Here is a 19,178-nt window from a genome sequence, read left to right as displayed (position 1 = left end):
CCACAACAATCATAACACCTCTTCAAACAAACAATCCTCGTTGTGAACGCCGGCGGCAAGGCCGGTGCGCGCGACGGCGTCGAAGCAGGCGCGCAACAATGCCGGCGGGATGCGCGGAAACCGTTCCGGGTCTGTGCCGAAGGTCGAAAACTTGAAGCCGCATACGCCGGCTGCCGCCTGTTCGGCAATCCGCGCCGCGCCATCTGCGGGGCGGATGGTGCCGTAGAGCGCGACGCTGACCCGCGCCTCGCGATCGGCGAGCGCGGCCTTGCGCGCTACAGCCTCGGCGGAGCAGATCAGATCGCCCTCGTCATAGGGCATGTCGACGATTGTGGTTACCCCGCCTGCCGCAGCCGCGCGCGTCGAGGCCGCAAACCCCTCGGTTCCGCGCTGCGACAGGGAGTGGACCTGGGCATCCACCGCGCCGGGCAGAATAAGTCCGTCGCCGAAATCATGTCTCTCGGCGGCCGCGGGCGGTTTTCCCTGACCGATCATCGCGATCTTGCCGTCCGCCACCGCAATGAAGCCATCGGGAATCTCGCGATCGGCGAGCACGATCCGTCCCGTCAGAACCAGTTCGAAGTCAGCCATGCATTCCCTCCCTGTCGAAAATGACTATGCGGCGGATTCTGGAACATGCTATATCCCAAAATCCGGATGCCATATGTCCTATTGCCCCGCCCATCGCGTTTGCATGGAGAGTGGAAATGAAAATCTCGACCATTTTCGTTGCGGATCAGGCCATGGTGAGAGGCGGCGTTTTGCGGGCCGCGCGCAGCCTGGACATGCCCGCCTCGACGGTCTCCGACGCGATTAAACGGCTGGAAAAGACGCTTTCGGTGCAGCTTTTTCAGCAGGGCGCGCAAGGGTTGACCCTGACGGCGGAAGGTGCCCGCCTCCGGCCGCTGCTGCATGAAGCGGCCTACGCCATCCGGGCGATCTATGCGCAATGTCAGGATGCTTCGGAACGCACGATCATCGAAAGCCCGATTTCGCTTTCCGCTCTTTTCCGGTTTGCCGATGTCATGGAAACGGGATCGATCAGAAAGTCCGCGCGCCGGTTGCAGATCGGCCAGCCGCAACTGACGCGCATGATCTCGGCCACTGAGAAGAGCCTCGGCGGCGCGCTGTTCGCGCGCGGCCGCGATGGCTCAACGCCCTCGCGGCTGGCGCTCAGGATATTGCCGCATGTCGAAAAACTAAGGGATATATGGACGCGGCTTTCCACCGCATCGGAAAGTCGTTTTCGCCGTCACCTGAAATTCTGGTCGCTTGGCGGCGTTCCACCGGCGACACCGGAGAGCCCGTCGGCAAGGATACTGGGGCATGTCATTGCCAATTGGAGCAGCCGTTTCGGTTCACAGATCTATCTGCAGCCAGGACTTGCGAATGCTTTGTTCGAGGGCCTCGAACTGCAGCGCTATGATGCGATCCTGGTGGATTCGCCAGCCACATCGCCGCGCCTGAAGAGCCGTGACATTCATCGCAGCAACCTCAGTTTCTTCGTCCGCCGAACGGGAGTGGAGGTCAGGGACTGGCATGACGAGCAGAGCCTGATCCGGGAAACGCTGCTCAACGGCCATCTGGTGTTGCCATCGCGCGCAGCCGGGCTGCGACAGGTGGCCGAGGAGGTTCTTGAACACATTCTGGGAAGCAACTGGCTGTCGCAGATCCGCTTTACCGAGATCGACAGTATCCCGGTGTCGGTCGACCTTGTCGCAAACCACGGCTATTGCTCGATACTGCCCGCCAATCTCAGGATCTCGAACGACGATGTCATTGCCTGTCCGCTTGCCGACAGGTTTAACCTCGTTCTCCGCCTCGTGTGGGCAGATAATCTCCGCGGGCAACAGATGGCCGATCACCTTCAGGATATTCTGGGCTTTTGGCGCTACGACACGGGACACGGGTCTCGTCAGCAAAAGCCTTCGCAAACTGACCGAGGCTAAGGGAATCACGGCTCGCCGATCAGTTCCCGCCCGATCTGCGTTGGCGCGAGTGGATGCTCAGGATCGAGGCCGCGATCTTCGCCTTTGCCGAGCCGGTCGCCCGTGAAACGCTTGCCCGCGTTGTCGGCAAAGATTGAAAATATCCTGCTCACACCACTCCTCGTCGAAATGCCGTTCGGGAACTTGCTACGAGCGCTTCCGTCCCGTGACTTTTCTGTATGGCATATATCCAGTCGGCAAAGTGTGATCCCTTCAAGACCTTGATGCTGTCCAGCAACATGGAATATGTCGCTCAAGTTCGGCCGACATTTTAAAGGCAGCTACGCCGAGGTACAGGGTTTCGCCACTTCGTCTCAAAGGCGGCGAGGCGGGGCAGGCTTGCCAAGATGCCGATGTATTCGGATTCACCTGTCTATCAGCTCCAGTCATCCACCCGATAGCTTACGAAGGAGGGGTTTCTCGTGTAGGATGTCAAAAGAGCGGGATGAGATGAAAAGTTGTCTCGCGGCTTGCCATAAGGCTTTTCTCCAAAGGGAATGAACACATGAACGAATTCGACTATATGGTCGAAGCTGCCCTCTATCCCGGTCGCAGGGCCAAGGGAAACCGCAGCCCTCGCTACAAACGGTTTGAGACTGCCGCAGATGCAGTGCGTTTTGCCGTGGAAGAGAGAGAAGGCTGCCAGCTTCGGGGATCGGTGCTGGAGATTGATGAAAGCCGTTACGACGACAGACAGATCCGTAGACTGTACGATGCGCCGGAATACCCGCTTGTGCGCAGCGAAAAGTGATGAAAACGACCGGTCTCAAAGAGGTATCCCGGCACTGTCCGCGTGACTGTGCAGGCCTTGAATGACGGTCTTTTCGGTGCGTCATCTCACGGTCTATCGCTATCGACGGCCGGTCGGTTTCGGGCGTCATCGGCTGATGTTCCGGCCCCGTGACAGTTTCGACCAGACGCTTTTGAGCTGCACGCTGAAGGTTCGCCCGCATGAGGCCCGCATTCATTGGATCCACGATGTCTTCGGCAATTGCGTCGCGCTCGTCGATGTTGGCGTTTCCGCCTCGGAGCTCAGCTTCGAGACCACGATCGAGGTCGATCATACGGCGCACATCCCGCTCGATCTGGAGATGGACCACAGAGCATCCGGCTTCCCGTTTTCCTATGATCACGAAGAAGCCATCGATCTTGAGAAGACCATTGCGCGGCACTATCCCGACCCCGGTGATGAGGTCGGGCGCTGGGCGAAACGGTTCGTGCCCTATGGCAATACGGCGCGCACCGGTCATGTGCTGATGACGCTGTGCAACGGGATCAGGGAGAGTTTCAGCTATGTCCGGCGCAGCGAATACGGCACGCAGACGCCCGGCGAAACGCTTGCGCTTCGCAGCGGCACGTGCCGCGACTTCGCGCTCTTGATGATGGAGGCGGCCCGCTCGCTCGGGCTCGCGGCCTCTTTCGTGACCGGCTATATCTATGTGCCGGACCGCGACGGTTCCGTGACGCTGGGCGGCGGCTCGACCCACGCCTGGTGCCAGGTCTACCTGCCGGGAGCGGGGTGGGTGGAGTTCGATCCGACCAACGGCATCGTCGGCAATCGCGATCTTATCCGCGTCGGCATCGCCCGGGACCCGGGCCAGGCGGTTCCGCTGTCGGGCAGTTATGATGGAGGGGCGCTCGATTTCGACGGCATGGAGGTGCAGGTCAATGTCACGACGCAGCCGGACCACATAAGCGCGGCAGTCTGACCGCGCTACCGTGGCGGCTTGTATAGCGGGGCGACAATGTTCCTGCGCGAATATTGCGGAGCGGGATCGATTTATTCGGCCGTTCGATCGGGCGGAACGCCGCGCCGCCGCGTTAGGTGTGTAGATGCGATCGATCAATCAATCAAAGCAAGGGACAGGTAGGACATGAAGATACGCGCTGGCTTTCATATCGGCTACGACTGCGAAAATCCGACGCCGATGCTGCTGACCCTCAATGTCTTCCCGTCCCGCTGGGCGGATCTCCTGACGGCGCAGGTCCTGTCCTTCGATCGCCCGATCGATGTATCGTCTTATACCGATGTTTTCGGCAATGCCTGCAACCGCATCGTCGCGCCGCCGGGCAGGACCACGATCTCCACCGCGTTCGAGATATATGATGACGGCCTTGCCGATCCTGTTCCCTATGGCGCGATTCAGCACCAGATCAACGACCTGCCCGATGATGTGCTGGTCTACCTGCTCGGCAGCCGCTACTGCGACACCGACCGGCTTGCCGATTTTGCCTGGAGGACCTTTGCCGATACGCCGCTCGGATGGCCGCGCGTTCAGGCGATCCTGGATTTCACCCATCAGCGGATCGCATTCGACTATATGAAGGCCGACCCGTTCCGGACCGCCTTTGGCGGGTTCACCGACGGTGTCGGGGTCTGCCGCGACTATGCCCATCTCGCCATCACGCTCTGCCGCTGCCTCAATATCCCGGCGCGGTATTGCACCGGCTATTTGGGCGATATTGGCGTGCCGAAGGATCCGAACCCGATGGATTTCAGCGCCTGGATGGAAGTCTATCTCGGCGGTCGTTGGTATACGGTCGATGCACGCCACAACAGGCCGCGCATCGGTCGCATCCTGATGGCAAGGGGCCGCGATGCCACGGACGTGGCGATGTCGACGGCCTTCGGCCCGGCCATTCTCCGCCAGTTCGATGTCGTCACCGAGGAAATCTGAACCGGCGAGGCGTGTACAGAAGGCTCAGGTAACGTCAGAGGCTGTCAGGGTATAAACCGCCCTGCGGCCTTTCAGGTAAATCCTGCGTGCTGCATCGTAGATTTTCTCGCGCGCTGCGTCGAATGCAGCGAGATAACTTGCCTCGCCTTCGGCCGGATCGCGCAGCGCATCGGCCCTGACGAAAAACCTGACCTCGAACATGCCGTCATGCCCGGTGAAGCGGACGCGTCTGCCGTTTTCGTCGTAGCTGCGGCTTTGATTGGGAAAATCGAGTGCCATGACCGGATAGATCCTTGAGAATGTGGCGCGAAATGCCACTGTTTGAAACTGGCGATCAGACCGAACCCTGTCCCCAGCAAAGACGCTTGGCAGACGATCGTTCGGCAGGGCTGTGGCGTATTAACCGACGGCCCTCGCGTGTGGTTCAGCCTTTCGGCTTGCCACGCGTGACATTGCTGTTGCCGGCGTTTCTGACCAGCGAACCCGCAAACGGCGCGTCGACAACCGCCGCGGTCTTTTCCTTTTTGGGTTTTCTGATTTCGCGATTGCTTCGCTTTTGACCTTTGGCCATCTGGAGACTCCATTTGTGCGGCGCGCTTTGTTGCGGTGGCGCCTCTTGCTTGCCGCTTGTAAATCCAGGCATTTCGCACGATGCGAAAGCCGTTTCCGGCTGCGTCATCGGCAGCTCATTTGCTGTTGCTCTTTACCCTGCGAGCGCGCTGGCGCATGCCGTGGCAGCGGCGCGACTTGCGTCGTCCTCTCCCGGCATCGTTGCCCAGCCGCCAGCCTCAATGAACTGACGCTGTTTATAGGAGCTGTCGATGGCCTTCAGTTCGCTCAACTGCCGTGCTGAATCGGGCGCCGCCTTGAACCTCTGGACGCAAATGACCGTCGCCAGCTCATCGCGCGAGAGATCCCCGGCTTCGGCAGCGAGTGTTCTTGATGTGCCGCCTGTTACCCATCCGCCCCAGGTGAAACCAATGGCGATGGTGACGATGGCGGTGATGATGCAAGCCCAAACAAGTGTCGATTTTGCCGGGTGATAGGCTTTCCACCGTTCTCCGATGGATGACGCCCCATTGTTTTCTGCTGCCATGATGCCGATTCCTTCCGATTTGGGATGAATTGTCTGGTGTGATCGGCGGCAGCGCTCCCCGGCCGCTTTAGCGTATATCGACGCGCGTTATTGGCGTCGCGGGCCTGGAAAAGACGCTCTCTTTTGCGCGCATGCGCCATCATCGCTTCACAATACGAGCGAAATTCTGGAGAGCGTTTTTTCAGGCGATTTTTTAAGAGGCCGGTTTTAGCGGACCATGAAATCATATATAACTACGATTGAGATTAAATAATAGGCCATAGTAATAATATTTTAAAAGTAATTATATTTTTATTTTTTTGATATTTCTTCAGAAAAACTGAAATTTGGCCTTGTTTTAAACACGAAGGCAGCGCATATAACGCTCATCGATCTTGTTTGACGAACTTTGTTTTGCGCCTCGCGCTCTGGTGATTTTCCCATCAACATCGACTTTATCGTCCGGCCGCGGCCATCATGGCCCGTCGGGCATTCTCTCTGATTGATTGAAAGGAAATCGTCATGAGCACTGGTACAGTGAAGTTTTTCAACAGCACCAAAGGTTTTGGCTTCATTGAGGTCGAGGGCGGCGGATCGGATGTATTCGTCCATATTTCCGCCGTCGAACGCTCCGGAATGAGCGCCATTGCCGAAGGCCAGAAGCTGTCCTTCGATGTCGTGACCGATGACAGGTCCGGCAAGAGCGCCGCGGAAAACCTGCGCGCTGCATAAAGTTTGTCTCTGTTCCGTGACCACGGATGTACTGGCACGGAATGTCGAGACGGATGGATCGGCCGGGCAATGCGCTCGGCCTTTCTTGCTTTGAGCGACCGTATGCAGGTCGCGGCGGCGAACATTTCGAGACAGATTTCGCGCGTCCCGGTCAAGCTTGGACCGGAGCCAGGAGAAGCCATGGATCGCAATACCGCAAAGGCCGAAATCGAACGGAACCATCGTTCCTGGATCGCAGCGCTTGCGCCTTACCGGCAGGCCAGCCCGCTCCGCAGCACGATCGAGATCGCGGTCACGGCGTTGCCCTTCGTCTGTTTGTGGGGACTGCTGGCACTGGCTGTCCTCAACGGCCACTGGTGGGCGCTGCTGCTGACGGTCCCCGCGGCCGGTTTCCTTGTACGCCTGTTTGTCCTGCAGCATGATTGCGGGCATGGCGCGCTCTTCGCCCGCCGCCGCGCCAATGACTGGACCGGCCGCGTCATCGGCGTTTTCACCCTGACGCCATACGATTACTGGCGCCGGACCCACGCGGTTCATCACGCCACGACCGGCAATCTCGACAAGCGCGGCATCGGCGATGTCGATACGCTGACGGTCAGGGAATATCATGCCCGATCGTCCTGGGGGCGGCTGCGCTATCGTCTTTATCGCCATCCGGTCGTGATGTTCGGGTTCGGTCCCGCCTGGCTGTTCATCTGCCAGTACCGGTTGCCGCTCGGCCTGATGCGGGCAGGTCTGGAGCCTTGGACCTCGACCATCGTCACCACGGTCGGGGCAGCCATTCCCGTTGCCCTGCTGATGTGGCTCATGGGGCCGCTTGCGTTTCTGACGGTACAGCTGCCGATCACGCTGATGGCCGCGACGGCCGGGGTGTGGCTGTTCTATATCCAGCACCAGTTCGAGGAAACCCACTGGTCTGAGGGCCGCAACTGGGATTTCCAGAACGCGGCGCTCAATGGCAGTTCGCATTACGACCTTCCGCGCCCGTTGCGCTGGATCACCGGCAATATCGGTATCCACCACGTCCACCACCTTGCGGCAAAGGTGCCGTTCTATCGCCTGCCGGACGTGCTGCGCGATTACCCGGAACTGCGCGACATCGGCCGGATCACGCTCATGGAGAGCCTGCGTTGTGTCAGGTTTGTGCTGTGGGATGAAAGGACGGGTCGACTGGTTTCATTCCGGCAGGCGCGCTTGAGCGCGTGATGCCAGGAACCTGTTCAAGCGGTATGCGCCTCCTCCAGGCCCAGCCCTGTTTTATCCGCCGCAAAGAGGGGCAACCGGTGTCACAACCAGATGCCGAAGAAATCGAAGCCGGAAAACTAAAAGTTGACAGCCGGATGAAAAGGCCCCATATATCGATGGTCGATATTTGCTTGTTAAGCTTTAGTTATTGTGCGTTTGACACCGCTCCTTGAACGAACCTTTTCTTCCAAAAATCGCTATCACCATCCGCAGCGCTTTCGGCGTTGTGGTCTCCTATTGCTATGAAAGGGTTCATCATGACCACTGGCACAGTTAAATGGTTCAATTCGACGAAGGGCTTCGGCTTTATTCAGCCTGACAATGGCGGCGCCGATGCGTTTGTTCACATCTCCGCCGTAGAACGCTCCGGAATGCGCGAACTCGTGGAAGGCCAGAAGATCGGCTACGAGCTCGAGCGCGACAGCAAGTCGGGCAAGATGTCAGCCTGCAACCTGCAGGCTGCCTGAAATATCCCGGTATCCGCTCTCCATTGACCACGGATGTACTGGCACTGTCGAGAGCACGATACCAACAAGGTCAGGCTTACCGCCTGGCCTTTTTTTGTTGCCGCGCTACGGTGCGGCGTCCAATTCGGAAAAGATCATGTCACAGACACACAGCAAATCTCGCCAGAAGGCCGAGATCGCCTTCGCCAATGCGCAATCGCAATTCTTCGCGCGCAATGCGGTCGTCGAGGAGATGGATTTCCTCGCTCTGGCCCGCGAGGAAAAGACGCGGCGGCTTCGTGAAGCCCGCCTTGCAAAGGAACTTGAACACCGGAAGTCGGCGACCGCCGCTCTCATCGCCAAACGGGCCAGGATGGCATGACGTGTTCAACACGACGTGCAGATGGTGTTTTGCAGAGCGCCGGAAACAGCGCCTGATCGCTCAAAGACGATCAGGCGCTTGAGAACAAATTGGGCTTAAAGGCCCGGAGAGATGGCATCCGAATTCAGAATCGCCAGCTCAGCGTGCCCCGAACGTCATTCTGCCGCGTTTCGCTGGCGAACTGGCCAACATAGGAAATGCCAGCGGTCATCGAGCTGCCGATCTGGAGATCGAGGCCGATGTCGAGCAGTGCCGAATTTTCGGACAGAGGGACGCCGCTTGCGGTAAACGCCGAGCCGCCGAGTGCGGCAAAGCTCAAGCTCGTCCCAGGGTTCAGGTCGCCAAACGCATATTGCCATGCAAGTGCTGCGCGGGGCGTGAGCACGCTGCCTCCCTGCATCGCGAAGTCTTTCGCGATCCGGATGCCAAGGGTGCCGTAGCCGACATCGGAGCTTTGGCTCTCGCCTGTCAGCCCGGCCGCCGCGCTGGTTTCGGTGAAGCCGTCGGTGTTGAGATGCGCCCAGGCAAGACCCGCGAACGGTTCAATCGCCATTTCCTGGAATTCCATGCCATAGCCGATCTCGCCGAAGACCTGGGTGAGCCCGGCATTGAACTGACCATCCGCACTGGTGACAAGCGCCGGAAGCGCTATGCCGCGGGAGGTGTTCACGTCGCTGAAGGTATAGCTTACACCGCCGCGCACGTTCACGCCGTCCAGATTTGTTCCCGCATAGGCGGCGATGATCCCGCTGTTGGCGTCTGCCGAGCTGTTCACGCCGTCGCTGGTGCTGCTGGAATGAGAGTAGCCGAGAGCCACGCCGGCATAGCTGTTGGGGTCGAGCCTGGCATCGATGCCGGTCATGATCCCGCCAAGCGACGTGTCGAGGCTCGCGGCATTGCCGTCACCATCGAAGCTGCCCCAGCTGCCGTAACCCGTTCCCCACACGGAAAACCCTGAACTGCCGCCGTCATAAAAGCCGGGGGCGCTCGCGGATGTGTCAGCGGCGTAACCGGTCACCAGACTGCCGGTGTCGGCCTGCTCGCCGCCGAGCGCTGTCAGCGGTCCCGCCGTGTTTCCATAGTTGAGCTGACGCAGCCGGTCCAGAACCGCCTCACGCGTAAAACGGCCATCATTGAGCAGAACCGAACGCTGGCTGGCATAGATTTCGCCGGAGAGACTGCCGAGCGCCGGCGCCAGCTGGGAACCGGACAGGCTGTAGATGCTGTTGAGCGCATCCGCGGTCGCGTTTCCGGCCGTTGCCAGGAGGCCGCTGTTGAAGGCCGCATCCACGGCGCCGCCGACGGCGGACTGGTTGGCCGTCAGGCCGGTCTGCGAAGCCATCTGCGAGGTCAGGTCGAGCGTGACGATGTTATCGGCGTAATCGAGCGCCGTTGCCACGTAACCCGGCAGGCCGGGCGTGGTCAGGGTGGTGAAGGTGCCGGTGATCTCGTCGGTGGCGGCGAACAGGTCATAGCTCGTGGCCAGCGTCGCGGTCTGGAACGGAACCTCGAGCGTGCCGGCAAGCCGGGCGGTGCCTGTCAGGCCGAACCTGTCATGGCCGGTTTCGCCGACCCGCAGCGACAGCGTTCCGGCCTCGGTCTGCGAATAGATGCCGCTGAGGAGATGGGTGATCGGGACCCCGTTGCCGCTGACGCCGATCCAGCCGCTGTTTTCGAACCGCTTTGCCGGCCCCGCCGTCGCGGCGATGCGGCCGTCGATGACGCCGGCGTTGACGATAACGGTGCCAAAGCTGTCGGGGCCGGTGCGCAGGGCATCCGCGACAGCCGGCGCGCTCAGCGTGCCGTAGTTCAGGAACGTGCCATAAACGCCGTGCAGCTCGACCGCCGCGCCGGCGATGCCGGAGGCGGCAATCGTGCCGTTATTGGTGAGCACGCCATATGTCTCGCCGCGCATGCCGATGCCGCCATTGCCGGTCATGCTGATGGTGCCGTCATTGATGATGTCATCGCCCTTGCGGCCCGACAGGGCGGCATCGCCGTCAATTCCGGAGGTCAGCGCACCGGCATTGCGGATCGGATTGTAGATCCCCGCAACCGTGGCGACGTAGCCGTTGGGCGCCGTGTCCCCGGGCATCAGATAGATGCCGACCACGGTATCGCCATAGGCCGAGTTCGAAGACACAACATCGGCGCCGGGGATGTCGAGTTCGTACCAGCTGGGGATGCCGAGGGCATTCACGTGCAGCACGCCGGCATGCAGCGAGCCATCCGGCATGACCCAGTTTGCCACCATGTTGTACTCGCCGGAGCGGCCCGCGCTGGTGATGCCTTCCAGATGCGTGACGATCGCGCCGGGATGATCATAGGTCGCCCAGGTGTCGGTGACGGTGTTGTAGAGATAACCGTGCTCGAACCCGATGCCGCCGCCGAGGCCGACCTCGGCGTAGCCGCCGGCGATCATGTCGCCATAGACGCCATAGGCGGTGGTGCTGACGGCGCCGGGCTTGTTGTTGGTGACATAGGTGCCGGTGCTGATCGTGTAGATCATGGCGTTACCGGTCGCCAGCCGGGTATCGTAATTGCCCACCACGGTATCGCCGAACGTGCTGTGCGCGATCGTGTAGAGCGTCGGGTTGTCGGATGTGCCGGGATAGACCAGTTCGGTGAGCTGGGCTCCCGGAGCCGCGGCCGCGTCATAGAGATAGCTGAGGTCGTAGGGCGAGGAGGCCTCGGTGATGTAACTGCCCACGGTGCGCAATACGCCGCCCTGATTGCCAAAGCTCGGCCCATAGGGCGAGGAGCCGATCGCGCCCGGATAGTTGACGCCATTTGCGGTCGCCACCGGCATCGCCGACCATGTGCCGTAGCGGGTGTCGTAAAGAAGACCGCCCGTGGCCGTGGTGCCGGGCACCACGTAATTGCCGACGATGGTATTGCCGCGAATGCCGGTGAGGAATGTCCCGCTCGACCCGAAATTCAGCGTTGTATACGGCGTCGGTGTCTGCGCATGGGCATGAAGGGCAACGCCGAAAGCCGCCAGAAAGCCGAACGGAAAAGCACTGGACGACAGCAAAACAGTGCGTGATTTGCTTTTATTCACAAAAATTCCTGACGCGATGGAGGGGTAAAACATAATCTTATAAATAAGGTATATAGAAAATTCTTGTATTAACAATTCTATTATTAGCGAGATAACTGAAGGGTGAGTATCGGGAAGGTCGAGATCCAGGATGATCAGGTCGGGCTCGTTTGCCGCGACGCTCTCCATCGCCCCCGGGCATTCATCGCTTCAACGACCTTGTAGCCTTCGGCCGACAGACCAACGCGCAGCATTTTGCGGATCGACACTTCATCGTCGACGATGAGTATCCGGATGGTTGGATTGGTCATGAGGCATCTCCCAATGTTGGCAGGCGCACTGGCGCCGGCATCCGGATCGTGGTCCGCGGCGGTGCATATTTTGCCGCATTGTCCAGAAGATTAAAGATCACCTGCTCGAACAGGGCGGGATCAATCTTGTGCATGGGAAGAAGAGGCCAAGACATAAAAATCTCATAGGAAAAGCGCGAGTTTTTGTTCGATCCGGAGCTGGAAGAGACGCTTGCTGCAAGGGTTGTCTTAGCGACTGACGGTCGCCAATATCTCGGACCGTGCGGTCATGCCCTCCCGTCAACCAGGTGAAAGCTGCAGCAGAAGTTTAATCGCCTGTGAGGGCAGGCGATAACGCCTCGATGATCCGACATTCGGCGATCGTACCGCAGCCGCATTGATCGATGATGCTACCGAGTTCGCGTCGCAAGGCCTGCAGGTCGGCGATCTTGCGATCCACCTCGGTGAGATGCGCGCAGGCGATCGCATCGACGGCTTCGCATGATCGGTCACGTTGATCGGACAGACTGAGCAGGTCGCGTACCTGCTCAATAGTGAAGCCAAGGTCCCGCGCCCGGCGGATAAAGCTGAGGCGGCCGAGATGCGCCGCCGAATAACTGCGGTAATTGCCGGCCGTGCGCTCGGGCGCCGGCAGCAGATCGATCCGCTCGTAGTAACGGATGGTTACTACCTTCGTATCCGTGGCCTTCGCGAGATCGCCGATCGAGAAGTTTTGGTGTGCCATGGTCTTGACCCTATAGTTGCTACAGGGTGCATATACGGTGTCGCATCGAACACGTCGAGGGACACATGGCTGCCGAAGTTGACAACGCGCTCAAACTCCGCGTCGAAGGCATGGATTGCGGCGCATGTGCGATCAAGATCGAGAACGGGTTGAAGCGCCTGCCGGGCGTCACCGAGATCAAGGTGAACTATGGGCTGGAGGCGCTGTCGCTCGTCCTCGATGAAGACCGCACGTCTCGTAGCTCGGTGGAGGACCGCATCCGCTCGCTTGGCTACACGCCGCATTTAATGCCGGATGAAGGGGCCGATGCGGAAAAAAACTCCACCGGCGACCGTGGCGTTTCCGACCGAGCCTGGTGGCAGACACGCAAAGGCCAACTCGTCATCGGCGCCGGCGTTCTTTTGGGTCTCGCATTCATCATCGCAACGGTTGTGCCCGCGATCGCCGAATGGGTCTATCTGGCGGCGGCGCTGTTTGGGATCCTGCCGATCCTCCGGCGCGCCATCGCCGGTGTCCGGCATGGCACGCCGTTCAGCATAGAAACGCTGATGTCGATCGCCGCTATCGGTGCGGTTGCCCTCGGCGAGAGTGCAGAGGCTGCGATCGTCGTCTTTCTCTTCGCGGTCGGCGAAATTCTCGAGAACGTGGCCGCGGGCCGGGCGCGCGCCGGCATCGAGTCGCTGATGAAGCTCGTACCGCGCGTGGCGCGCTGCGAACGCGACGGTGCAGTGACGGAGGTGCCCGCCGATGAGCTCGGCATCGATGACATCGTCGTGGTCCGGCCGGGCGACCGCGTGCCATCTGACGGAGAGGTGATCGATGGCAAATCCGAACTCGACGAGGCGCCGGTCACCGGCGAGTCCGTGCCGGTGTTGAAGGAGGCGGGTAGCGCCATCTATGCCGGCAGCATCAACGCCAATGGTGTGCTTCGGGTGCGCATCACCCGAACGGCCGCTGACAACACGATTGCCCGCATCATCCATCTCGTCGAGGACGCGCAAGGCTCGAAGGCGCCGACGGCGCGCTTCATCGACCGCTTCAGCGCCTACTACACGCCCGCGGCCATGGCGGTCTCGGCCTTCATCATGGTGGTGCCGCCGATGTTCTTTGGCGCGGAATGGTCGATCTGGATCTATCGCGGACTGGCGACGTTGCTCATTGCCTGCCCGTGCGCGCTGGTCATCTCTACACCGGCGGCAATTGCCTCGGGGCTCGCCGCCGGCGCGCGGCGCGGGCTCCTGGTCAAAGGCGGTGCTGCGCTGGAAATCCTTGGCAAGGTGCGCACCGTCGCTTTCGACAAGACGGGCACGTTGACGGTCGGACAGCCGCGCGTGACCGACATCATTGCCCTTGAAGGCGACGAAGCCGAGTTGCTGGCGAAAGCGGCAGCGGTCGAGGGCGGTTCCAGTCACCCGCTTGGCGAGGCGATCGTCGAAGAGGCAGCCCAGCGAGGTCTCGAACTGCCGAGGATATTCGGCGGGGCGATGGCCATACCCGGCAAGGCCGTCACCGCGCGGCTGCGCGATGGTTTCGTCTTCGTCGGTTCGCCGCGCTATGCGGCGGAGCAGGGGGATCTCACGCCGGAACTCAGTTCAAGACTTGAAACGCTGGAGGCAGAGGGCAAAACTGCCGTGATCGTATTGTCCGGCAAGCGTCCCATAGGCGTCATAGCGCTGCGCGACGAGCCGCGGGCGGATGCCGCGAGCGGACTTGCGCGCCTCAATGCTCTCGGTGTCCGCACGGTGATGTTGACGGGCGACAACCGGCGCACGGCAGGCGCGATCGCCCGAGAGCTCGGCCTTGAGGCCAAGGCGGAACTGTTGCCGGACGCCAAGCTTGCGGAGATCGCCAAGCTTCATGAGCACGGCGGCATTGCCATGGTGGGCGACGGGATCAACGACGCGCCGGCGCTTGCGGCATCCTCTATTGGCATTGCCATGGGCTCTGGCACAGACGTCGCTCTGGCGACGGCTGATGCGGCTCTGCTCAAGAACCGTGTGATGGGCGTCGCGGAACTGGTCGGATTGTCGCGCGCCACGCTCGGCAATATCTGGCAGAACATTGCGCTGGCGCTCGGGCTGAAAGCGGTCTTCCTGATCACGACGCTGACCGGCGTGACGACGCTGTGGATGGCGATCCTGGCCGACACCGGCGCCACCGTGCTCGTCACCGTAAATGCCCTGCGTTTGCTGCGCTTTCGCGGGGAGGACGCACACCAAGGCGCATCTGGGGATAGGCTGAACAAGAACGGCGCCGTCGACGCGCATGTTCCCAGTCAGGAACTGCACCAAACGGGGCGTGGCACATGAGCGAGCGCCAGAAGCTCCTGAAACGGGCTGTAGCATGTTATGCAATTATATATACATCAGCTTCACCGGCCGGCCCCGCGAGTTGTCCCGGTCGCCGGCGGCGGGTAGCACCCCAGTCGCCTGCTCTGTGCGGTGAAACCAACGGCTGACGCGAAGGCAATCGTCTCAGCGTATTTCGCGCGCCATGCCGGTCTTCGCCAAACCAACGGATCGACCTCACCGTGCCGCCGCATCTGTCCCAAAGCGAGAACGACTTCGGGCAAGACCGGCCAGTCGCAGGTCGCGTCGTGACCGGTGTGGCTATCGGGCCCGATATTCATGCCTTGCGTCAGGCCGCATTCAGCAATTCTGCTTGCCCGCAGCATCCTGGAATTTGTCGTCGAGCATCTCACGCAGGGCTTTGCTTCTGAGCGAAAGCGCGGCGGATGTGTTTGCGCCTTGATGCGGAGAAAGGATGACGTTTGCAAGCTTGGCGAAGGCGGGATTCGGCGTCGGCTCATCTTCGAAGACATCGAGTGCGGCGCCTCTTATTCCACCCGTCTCGAGCATCCTGATGAGGGCGGCTTCGTCAACAAGAGAACCACGTCCGATGTTGATGAGTGTGCCTTCGGGTCCCAGCGCCTTCAACACGTCCTCGTTCACGATGCCGTCGGTCGAGGGGTCGCCCGGCAAGGCCAGCACCAGCCAGTTGGCCCAGGTCGTCATAGTCTTGAGATCGCTGAAATGCCGGACAAAATTGTCGTGCGGCGGGCGCCGCGTAAACGTCGCCACCTCCATGCCGAAGGCCATCGCGCGGCGGATGATCCCCTGGCCGATTGCCCCGTAGCCCGCGACTCCGAGCCGCTGCCCGGAAAGAAGTATGCCTGGGCGGTAGCGTCTTTCACGCCATCGGCCGGATCTGACATGGGCATCGAGAGCGGGCAGTTCACGCGCGCTGGCAAGCATCAAGGCAACAGCCAGATCAGCGACCGATCCGGCCAGCGCCGCACCGTTCGAGACGACATCGATACCCTTCCTGGAAGCCGCCTCGGTATCAACCATGTCCCGGCCTGACGTAAAACATGCGATGATCTCGATGTTCGGGTAGCGCGCGAGCAGGGTCGCGTCCACTTTTCCGCCATAGCCGGTGATAATGCCGCGGCAGCTATCGGGCACACCGTCTTCGGGTCGAAGCAGCTCATAGCGCTCCCGCAGGGCCGAGACCGCCTCTGCGGGCAGGTCGATCAGACACAGAAGCGGAACCCGGTGCGCGTTCATCTTGCCTGCTTTCCTGCAACGGTCATCGGACGAAAATCGACAAGGTCGCGGGCGACCTTTTCGGTCAGCTCGACCTCCCAGTCCAGATAGGCTTCGGCCGCTTTTTTTTCGGCTTGCGGGTCATCCAGCTCGAAAGGCTTGTACCAGACGTCATTCACCGGACCGATTGGCTTTGTCATTCCGGTTTCGACCGGGTGGCCCGCGTCTTTCCAGGCCTTCACATCGCCATCGAGGCAGGCAACAACTGCACCGGTTGCCTGCGCGATCTCGGGCGCGACAAGTTGCAACAGATCCGCATCTTCGCCGGTCAGCACGATCTGGTCGACGGGGCCCAGGGTCGCGGCAAGAGCGGCTTCACGTCCTCGTACCGCCCAGAAGGCGCCCGGAATGTGGCCCTCGCGATGGCGAACAGAAACGGAATAGTCAACGACTGCCGTTCTCGCATTCGTGCGCCGTTGTTCCGCCAGATCGGCAACTGTCATGCGGGATATCGCCGGCAAGTTGAGGACGGCCGATTCCGGCTTGCCGGTTTCGCCAAGCGGCGGACACGGATCGAGGACATAGGTTTCGCACTGGGCCACCTGATTGAGCCAGGAGGCCGTCATGACCGCCCGCATGAGCAACGGGTCGACCAGGACGACAATGCCGTTTCTCACGGCCACATAGTCATCCATGGCCTGCACCAGCTGTCCGCCGGGGGCGTTCACGCTGCCCGCCACATGCCCGGCGCAAAACGCGTCGGGTGTGCGCACATCGAACAGATAGACGTTGCGGTCTCCGGGCGCCTTCAGTGTTGCGAGGTCTTGCGGGTTGAGCATCGTCACGTCGAATTTTTCCGCCAGATTGCGGGCGCGATGGCGCAGCGCGTCGGCGTCGAGCGTTTCACTTGCGGCTGCATTGCGCGTTGCCCCGGTTTCCGGGTTGAAGCCTGCCAGTTTCCAACCCATCGTACCGTTGCGCAGGGCGTGTACCCTGTTGGGCAGACCCGCATTGATCAGGGACTGACAACCGATGATGGAGCGGGTCCGGCCTGCGCAATTGACGACAATAGTGGTATCCGGCGAGGGGGCCAGTTCCGCCGCGCGGGCCGCCAGTTCCGCGCCCGGGACGGAGAGCGATCCGGGAATGGTATGCTCGTGATATTCGGCATAAGGGCGCGCATCCAGAATGACGAGATCCTTGCCGTCATCAATCCAGTCCTTGAGTTCCCTGGCGGTTATGTCAGGCGTGCCGCACTGGCGGTGAATGACCTCCCCGAAGGCCTTTGTCAGAACATTGACGCCGCTGTAGACAGGTAGTCCCGCAGCTTCCCATGCCGCAACGCCGCCGTCGAGGATGACGATGTCTTCGTAGCCGAGCGCCGAGAGCCGCTCTGCGCCGACTTCCGCAAGTCCCTCGCCGGCGCCATCCATGATGACGAGAGGCGTCGAGAGTCGTGGAACCAGCATGCGGGCGCGCAGCTCCAGCCGGCTGAGCGGCAGGCAGGAGGCCAGCATAAGGCGCTTCTCGCTGAAATCGCCTTCCTCGCGCATATCCAGCAATGCGTATTCTCCGCCGCGTGCGGCCAGATCGCGAACCTCTGTAGCGGTCATACGCTGGGTCATGCGGACCTCCGCTCGATGATGCCGGAGGTCGGCGGCACCCTGGTCCACACTGCGCGCTTGGCGTCCCAGAACTCGCGATCGTGAAGCTTTTCCATGGCGAGGCCATAAAGATGCAGGTTCTTCAGCGGTTCCGTTCCCCCTGCGCGAATGGAATGCACATCGTCGGGCATGAGTGAGATCGACTCGCCTTTTCGGATTGGCCTTTGGCCGGTGAGAACCGGTGCATCGCCATTCGTCCGTTCATAGAGGAAATTCGTCTCCTCTCCTCCAATGCCGGCGATGGCGGCCCAGGTCGCGTGATTATGCGGAGCGACTTCGGCAGGCACATTGGCCGCGTGAAGGTAGAGCGCGAAGCCGCCGTCTGGATCTTCGGCCAGGCGATAGAGGCGAATTTTTTCGTCCGTCGGGATTCCGAATTCGCTATCGGGAAAAAGGTCTTGCCGCGCGGCGAGTTCCAGCAGCACTTCCTCGATCTGCCCCAGTTTGTCGCGGCTCATGTCACCGGATCCGCAGATCGCGCGGACCCTGGCGATGGTCTTGGCGACCTCAGCGTGACGGTTCTGTTCCACACTCATTTTATCCTCCACTCAAAAAAAGCTGTTGCATATTGTATGCAATCCATTACCATGTACGTATATTGTATGCAATATGCAATTGAGAGGCGGGCAGGCAATCATGGCGATGAGCGGTAATAATGGGCTTTCCACACTTGCTGAAATGCAGGTGACTCCTTTCCCGGAACGGGTGGTCGAGATGATCAACGACCTGATCGCCACCGGCGAGCTTCGCGGCGGCGACCGGTTGACCGAAAAGGCGCTGAGCGACGTGTTAGGCGTATCGCGCACGCCGTTGCGCGAGGCGATAAAGATGCTCGCCGCCCGCGGCCTCGTGAGAACCCGCCCGAATGCCGGAGCCGTTCTGAGTCTGCCTGACGCGCGCGAAGCTGGAGAGCTTGTGGAGGTCATGGGTTGGCTGTGGGACAAGATGGCCGTGCAGGTTGTGGAGCGGATCACGCAGGCGCAACTGGCGGAGATCGAACGCCATCACGAGGAAATGGGCCGTCTGTGCGAAGCTGGCGATATGCTGGGATGGGCCAAGATCAATCGCCGTTTCCACGAGGCTATCATTGAGGCAAGCAACAACGCCGTGCTCTGCGAGATCGCCATGAACCTGCAGATGCGAATCTATCTCTGTTTCGCAATCGGCCAGCGCACGCAGGAGCGTCAGGAGCGCTCCAACGCCGAACATGGAGAAATCATCGACATCATCCGCGCCGGTGATGGCGCGCGGCTGGCGCAGGCCTTGATGCAGCACACCTCGCGCGCTTTCGAGACGGCTTACGAGACCGGAGTCATTCAGTCCGAAACGGGAGAAGAGAAGCGCTAGG

Annotated in this window: 18 protein-coding genes and 3 pseudogenes; 11 read left to right on the top strand and 10 right to left on the bottom strand. The window is 60.8% G+C overall.

Translation table 11 applies throughout. The annotated features are described in order from the left end of the window. Positions 1-33: 33 nt before the first annotated feature. A pseudogene (locus tag K7H91_RS15780) lies at positions 34-591 on the bottom strand (allantoinase); the annotation flags it as partial. Positions 592-707: 116 nt separating this feature from the next. Between K7H91_RS15780 and K7H91_RS15775 the strand changes: the two are divergent. The 5 genes and pseudogenes from K7H91_RS15775 (at position 708) to K7H91_RS15755 (ending at position 4,666) form a co-directional block, all read left to right on the top strand. Continuing rightward, positions 708-1,949: a LysR family transcriptional regulator gene (locus K7H91_RS15775; protein WP_230721221.1), complete on the top strand. Its 1,242-nt coding sequence runs from the start codon at positions 708-710 to the stop codon at positions 1,947-1,949. 53 nt (positions 1,950-2,002) lie between these two features. Further along, positions 2,003-2,083 (top strand): annotated as a pseudogene (locus K7H91_RS15770) (segregation and condensation protein B); the annotation flags it as partial. A gap of 410 nt (positions 2,084-2,493) precedes the next feature. Then, positions 2,494-2,739 carry a hypothetical protein gene (locus K7H91_RS15765; RefSeq protein WP_230721220.1) on the top strand — a complete coding sequence of 82 codons (246 nt, stop codon included), beginning with the start codon at positions 2,494-2,496 and terminating at the stop codon, positions 2,737-2,739. A gap of 61 nt (positions 2,740-2,800) precedes the next feature. Further along, the gene (locus K7H91_RS15760; protein ID WP_230721219.1) at positions 2,801-3,697 is read left to right on the top strand and encodes a transglutaminase family protein; all 897 of its coding nucleotides are present in this window, start codon (positions 2,801-2,803) and stop codon (positions 3,695-3,697) included. Positions 3,698-3,862: 165 nt separating this feature from the next. Continuing rightward, complete coding sequence (locus K7H91_RS15755) at positions 3,863-4,666, top strand: transglutaminase-like domain-containing protein (RefSeq protein ID WP_230721218.1); 804 nt, start codon at positions 3,863-3,865, stop codon at positions 4,664-4,666. 24 nt (positions 4,667-4,690) lie between these two features. Here the strand turns inward: K7H91_RS15755 and K7H91_RS15750 are convergent, their stop codons facing one another. The 3 genes from K7H91_RS15750 to K7H91_RS15740 form a co-directional block, all read right to left on the bottom strand. Further along, on the bottom strand, positions 4,691-4,945 hold the full coding sequence (locus tag K7H91_RS15750) for a DUF1488 domain-containing protein (RefSeq protein WP_230721217.1): 255 nt from the start codon (positions 4,943-4,945) through the stop codon (positions 4,691-4,693). 145 nt (positions 4,946-5,090) lie between these two features. Further along, positions 5,091-5,345, bottom strand: a complete 255-nt coding sequence (locus K7H91_RS15745) for a hypothetical protein (protein ID WP_230721224.1) — start codon at positions 5,343-5,345, stop codon at positions 5,091-5,093. Positions 5,346-5,369: 24 nt separating this feature from the next. Further along, on the bottom strand, positions 5,370-5,762 hold the full coding sequence (locus K7H91_RS15740) for a hypothetical protein (RefSeq protein ID WP_230721216.1): 393 nt from the start codon (positions 5,760-5,762) through the stop codon (positions 5,370-5,372). A 501-nt stretch (positions 5,763-6,263) separates the two neighbouring features. Between K7H91_RS15740 and K7H91_RS15735 the strand changes: the two genes are divergently transcribed. From K7H91_RS15735 to K7H91_RS15720, 4 genes are all read left to right on the top strand, one after another. Beyond that, positions 6,264-6,473 carry a cold-shock protein gene (locus K7H91_RS15735; RefSeq protein ID WP_018066166.1) on the top strand — a complete coding sequence of 70 codons (210 nt, stop codon included), beginning with the start codon at positions 6,264-6,266 and terminating at the stop codon, positions 6,471-6,473. 180 nt (positions 6,474-6,653) lie between these two features. Continuing rightward, on the top strand, positions 6,654-7,679 hold the full coding sequence (locus K7H91_RS15730) for a fatty acid desaturase (RefSeq protein ID WP_230721215.1): 1,026 nt from the start codon (positions 6,654-6,656) through the stop codon (positions 7,677-7,679). 296 nt (positions 7,680-7,975) lie between these two features. Beyond that, positions 7,976-8,185: a cold-shock protein gene (locus K7H91_RS15725; protein ID WP_230721214.1), complete on the top strand. Its 210-nt coding sequence runs from the start codon at positions 7,976-7,978 to the stop codon at positions 8,183-8,185. A 136-nt stretch (positions 8,186-8,321) separates the two neighbouring features. After that, the gene (locus tag K7H91_RS15720) at positions 8,322-8,546 is read left to right on the top strand and encodes a hypothetical protein (RefSeq protein ID WP_230721213.1); all 225 of its coding nucleotides are present in this window, start codon (positions 8,322-8,324) and stop codon (positions 8,544-8,546) included. A gap of 124 nt (positions 8,547-8,670) precedes the next feature. Here the strand turns inward: K7H91_RS15720 and K7H91_RS15715 are convergent, their stop codons facing one another. From K7H91_RS15715 to K7H91_RS15705, 3 genes and pseudogenes are all read right to left on the bottom strand, one after another. Beyond that, entirely contained in the window at positions 8,671-11,607 is a 2,937-nt protein-coding gene (locus K7H91_RS15715) for an autotransporter outer membrane beta-barrel domain-containing protein (RefSeq protein ID WP_230721223.1), read from the bottom strand. Between the two features lie 105 nt (positions 11,608-11,712). Further along, positions 11,713-11,897 (bottom strand): annotated as a pseudogene (locus tag K7H91_RS15710) (response regulator); the annotation flags it as partial. A 307-nt stretch (positions 11,898-12,204) separates the two neighbouring features. After that, positions 12,205-12,621, bottom strand: a complete 417-nt coding sequence (locus K7H91_RS15705; protein ID WP_230721212.1) for a MerR family transcriptional regulator — start codon at positions 12,619-12,621, stop codon at positions 12,205-12,207. 65 nt (positions 12,622-12,686) lie between these two features. Between K7H91_RS15705 and K7H91_RS15700 the strand changes: the two genes are divergently transcribed. Beyond that, positions 12,687-14,930 (top strand): heavy metal translocating P-type ATPase, encoded by a 2,244-nt coding sequence (locus K7H91_RS15700; RefSeq protein ID WP_230721211.1) that lies wholly within the window; start codon positions 12,687-12,689, stop codon positions 14,928-14,930. 339 nt (positions 14,931-15,269) lie between these two features. Here K7H91_RS15700 and K7H91_RS15695 read toward each other — a convergent pair whose 3' ends face one another. The 3 genes from K7H91_RS15695 to K7H91_RS15685 are packed head-to-tail and all read right to left on the bottom strand — an operon-like array spanning position 15,270 to position 18,366. Next, positions 15,270-16,187, bottom strand: a complete 918-nt coding sequence (locus K7H91_RS15695) for an NAD(P)-dependent oxidoreductase (RefSeq protein ID WP_269066288.1) — start codon at positions 16,185-16,187, stop codon at positions 15,270-15,272. After that, entirely contained in the window at positions 16,184-17,791 is a 1,608-nt protein-coding gene (locus K7H91_RS15690; protein ID WP_230721209.1) for a rhodanese-like domain-containing protein, read from the bottom strand. Before K7H91_RS15690 ends, K7H91_RS15695 begins: the two co-directional genes overlap by 4 nt. Next, positions 17,788-18,366 carry a hypothetical protein gene (locus K7H91_RS15685; protein WP_230721208.1) on the bottom strand — a complete coding sequence of 193 codons (579 nt, stop codon included), beginning with the start codon at positions 18,364-18,366 and terminating at the stop codon, positions 17,788-17,790. The genes K7H91_RS15690 and K7H91_RS15685 overlap by 4 nt, the downstream gene beginning before the upstream one ends. A 106-nt stretch (positions 18,367-18,472) precedes the next feature. On the opposite strand from K7H91_RS15685, the gene K7H91_RS15680 reads away from it, so the two are divergent. Beyond that, entirely contained in the window at positions 18,473-19,177 is a 705-nt protein-coding gene (locus K7H91_RS15680; RefSeq protein WP_230721207.1) for a GntR family transcriptional regulator, read from the top strand. Position 19,178: the final 1 nt, after the last annotated feature.

It is taken from the genome of Martelella mediterranea, assembly GCF_021021415.1.
GTDB lineage: Bacteria > Pseudomonadota > Alphaproteobacteria > Rhizobiales > Rhizobiaceae > Martelella > Martelella mediterranea_C.
Note: the sequence above shows the minus strand (reverse complement) of the source record. Positions and strands in the feature narration are given on the sequence as shown.

Coding starts and splice junctions, on each gene's coding strand:
- K7H91_RS15775 (WP_230721221.1), top strand. CDS start 708: ATGAAAATCTCGACCATTTTCGTTGCGGATCAGGCCATGGTGAGAGGC.
- K7H91_RS15765 (WP_230721220.1), top strand. CDS start 2,494: ATGAACGAATTCGACTATATGGTCGAAGCTGCCCTCTATCCCGGTCGC.
- K7H91_RS15760 (WP_230721219.1), top strand. CDS start 2,801: ATGACGGTCTTTTCGGTGCGTCATCTCACGGTCTATCGCTATCGACGG.
- K7H91_RS15755 (WP_230721218.1), top strand. CDS start 3,863: ATGAAGATACGCGCTGGCTTTCATATCGGCTACGACTGCGAAAATCCG.
- K7H91_RS15750 (WP_230721217.1), bottom strand. CDS start 4,945: ATGGCACTCGATTTTCCCAATCAAAGCCGCAGCTACGACGAAAACGGC.
- K7H91_RS15745 (WP_230721224.1), bottom strand. CDS start 5,345: ATGACGCAGCCGGAAACGGCTTTCGCATCGTGCGAAATGCCTGGATTT.
- K7H91_RS15740 (WP_230721216.1), bottom strand. CDS start 5,762: ATGGCAGCAGAAAACAATGGGGCGTCATCCATCGGAGAACGGTGGAAA.
- K7H91_RS15735 (WP_018066166.1), top strand. CDS start 6,264: ATGAGCACTGGTACAGTGAAGTTTTTCAACAGCACCAAAGGTTTTGGC.
- K7H91_RS15730 (WP_230721215.1), top strand. CDS start 6,654: ATGGATCGCAATACCGCAAAGGCCGAAATCGAACGGAACCATCGTTCC.
- K7H91_RS15725 (WP_230721214.1), top strand. CDS start 7,976: ATGACCACTGGCACAGTTAAATGGTTCAATTCGACGAAGGGCTTCGGC.
- K7H91_RS15720 (WP_230721213.1), top strand. CDS start 8,322: ATGTCACAGACACACAGCAAATCTCGCCAGAAGGCCGAGATCGCCTTC.
- K7H91_RS15705 (WP_230721212.1), bottom strand. CDS start 12,621: ATGGCACACCAAAACTTCTCGATCGGCGATCTCGCGAAGGCCACGGAT.
- K7H91_RS15700 (WP_230721211.1), top strand. CDS start 12,687: ATGGCTGCCGAAGTTGACAACGCGCTCAAACTCCGCGTCGAAGGCATG.
- K7H91_RS15695 (WP_269066288.1), bottom strand. CDS start 16,187: ATGAACGCGCACCGGGTTCCGCTTCTGTGTCTGATCGACCTGCCCGCA.
- K7H91_RS15690 (WP_230721209.1), bottom strand. CDS start 17,791: ATGACCCAGCGTATGACCGCTACAGAGGTTCGCGATCTGGCCGCACGC.
- K7H91_RS15685 (WP_230721208.1), bottom strand. CDS start 18,366: ATGAGTGTGGAACAGAACCGTCACGCTGAGGTCGCCAAGACCATCGCC.
- K7H91_RS15680 (WP_230721207.1), top strand. CDS start 18,473: ATGAGCGGTAATAATGGGCTTTCCACACTTGCTGAAATGCAGGTGACT.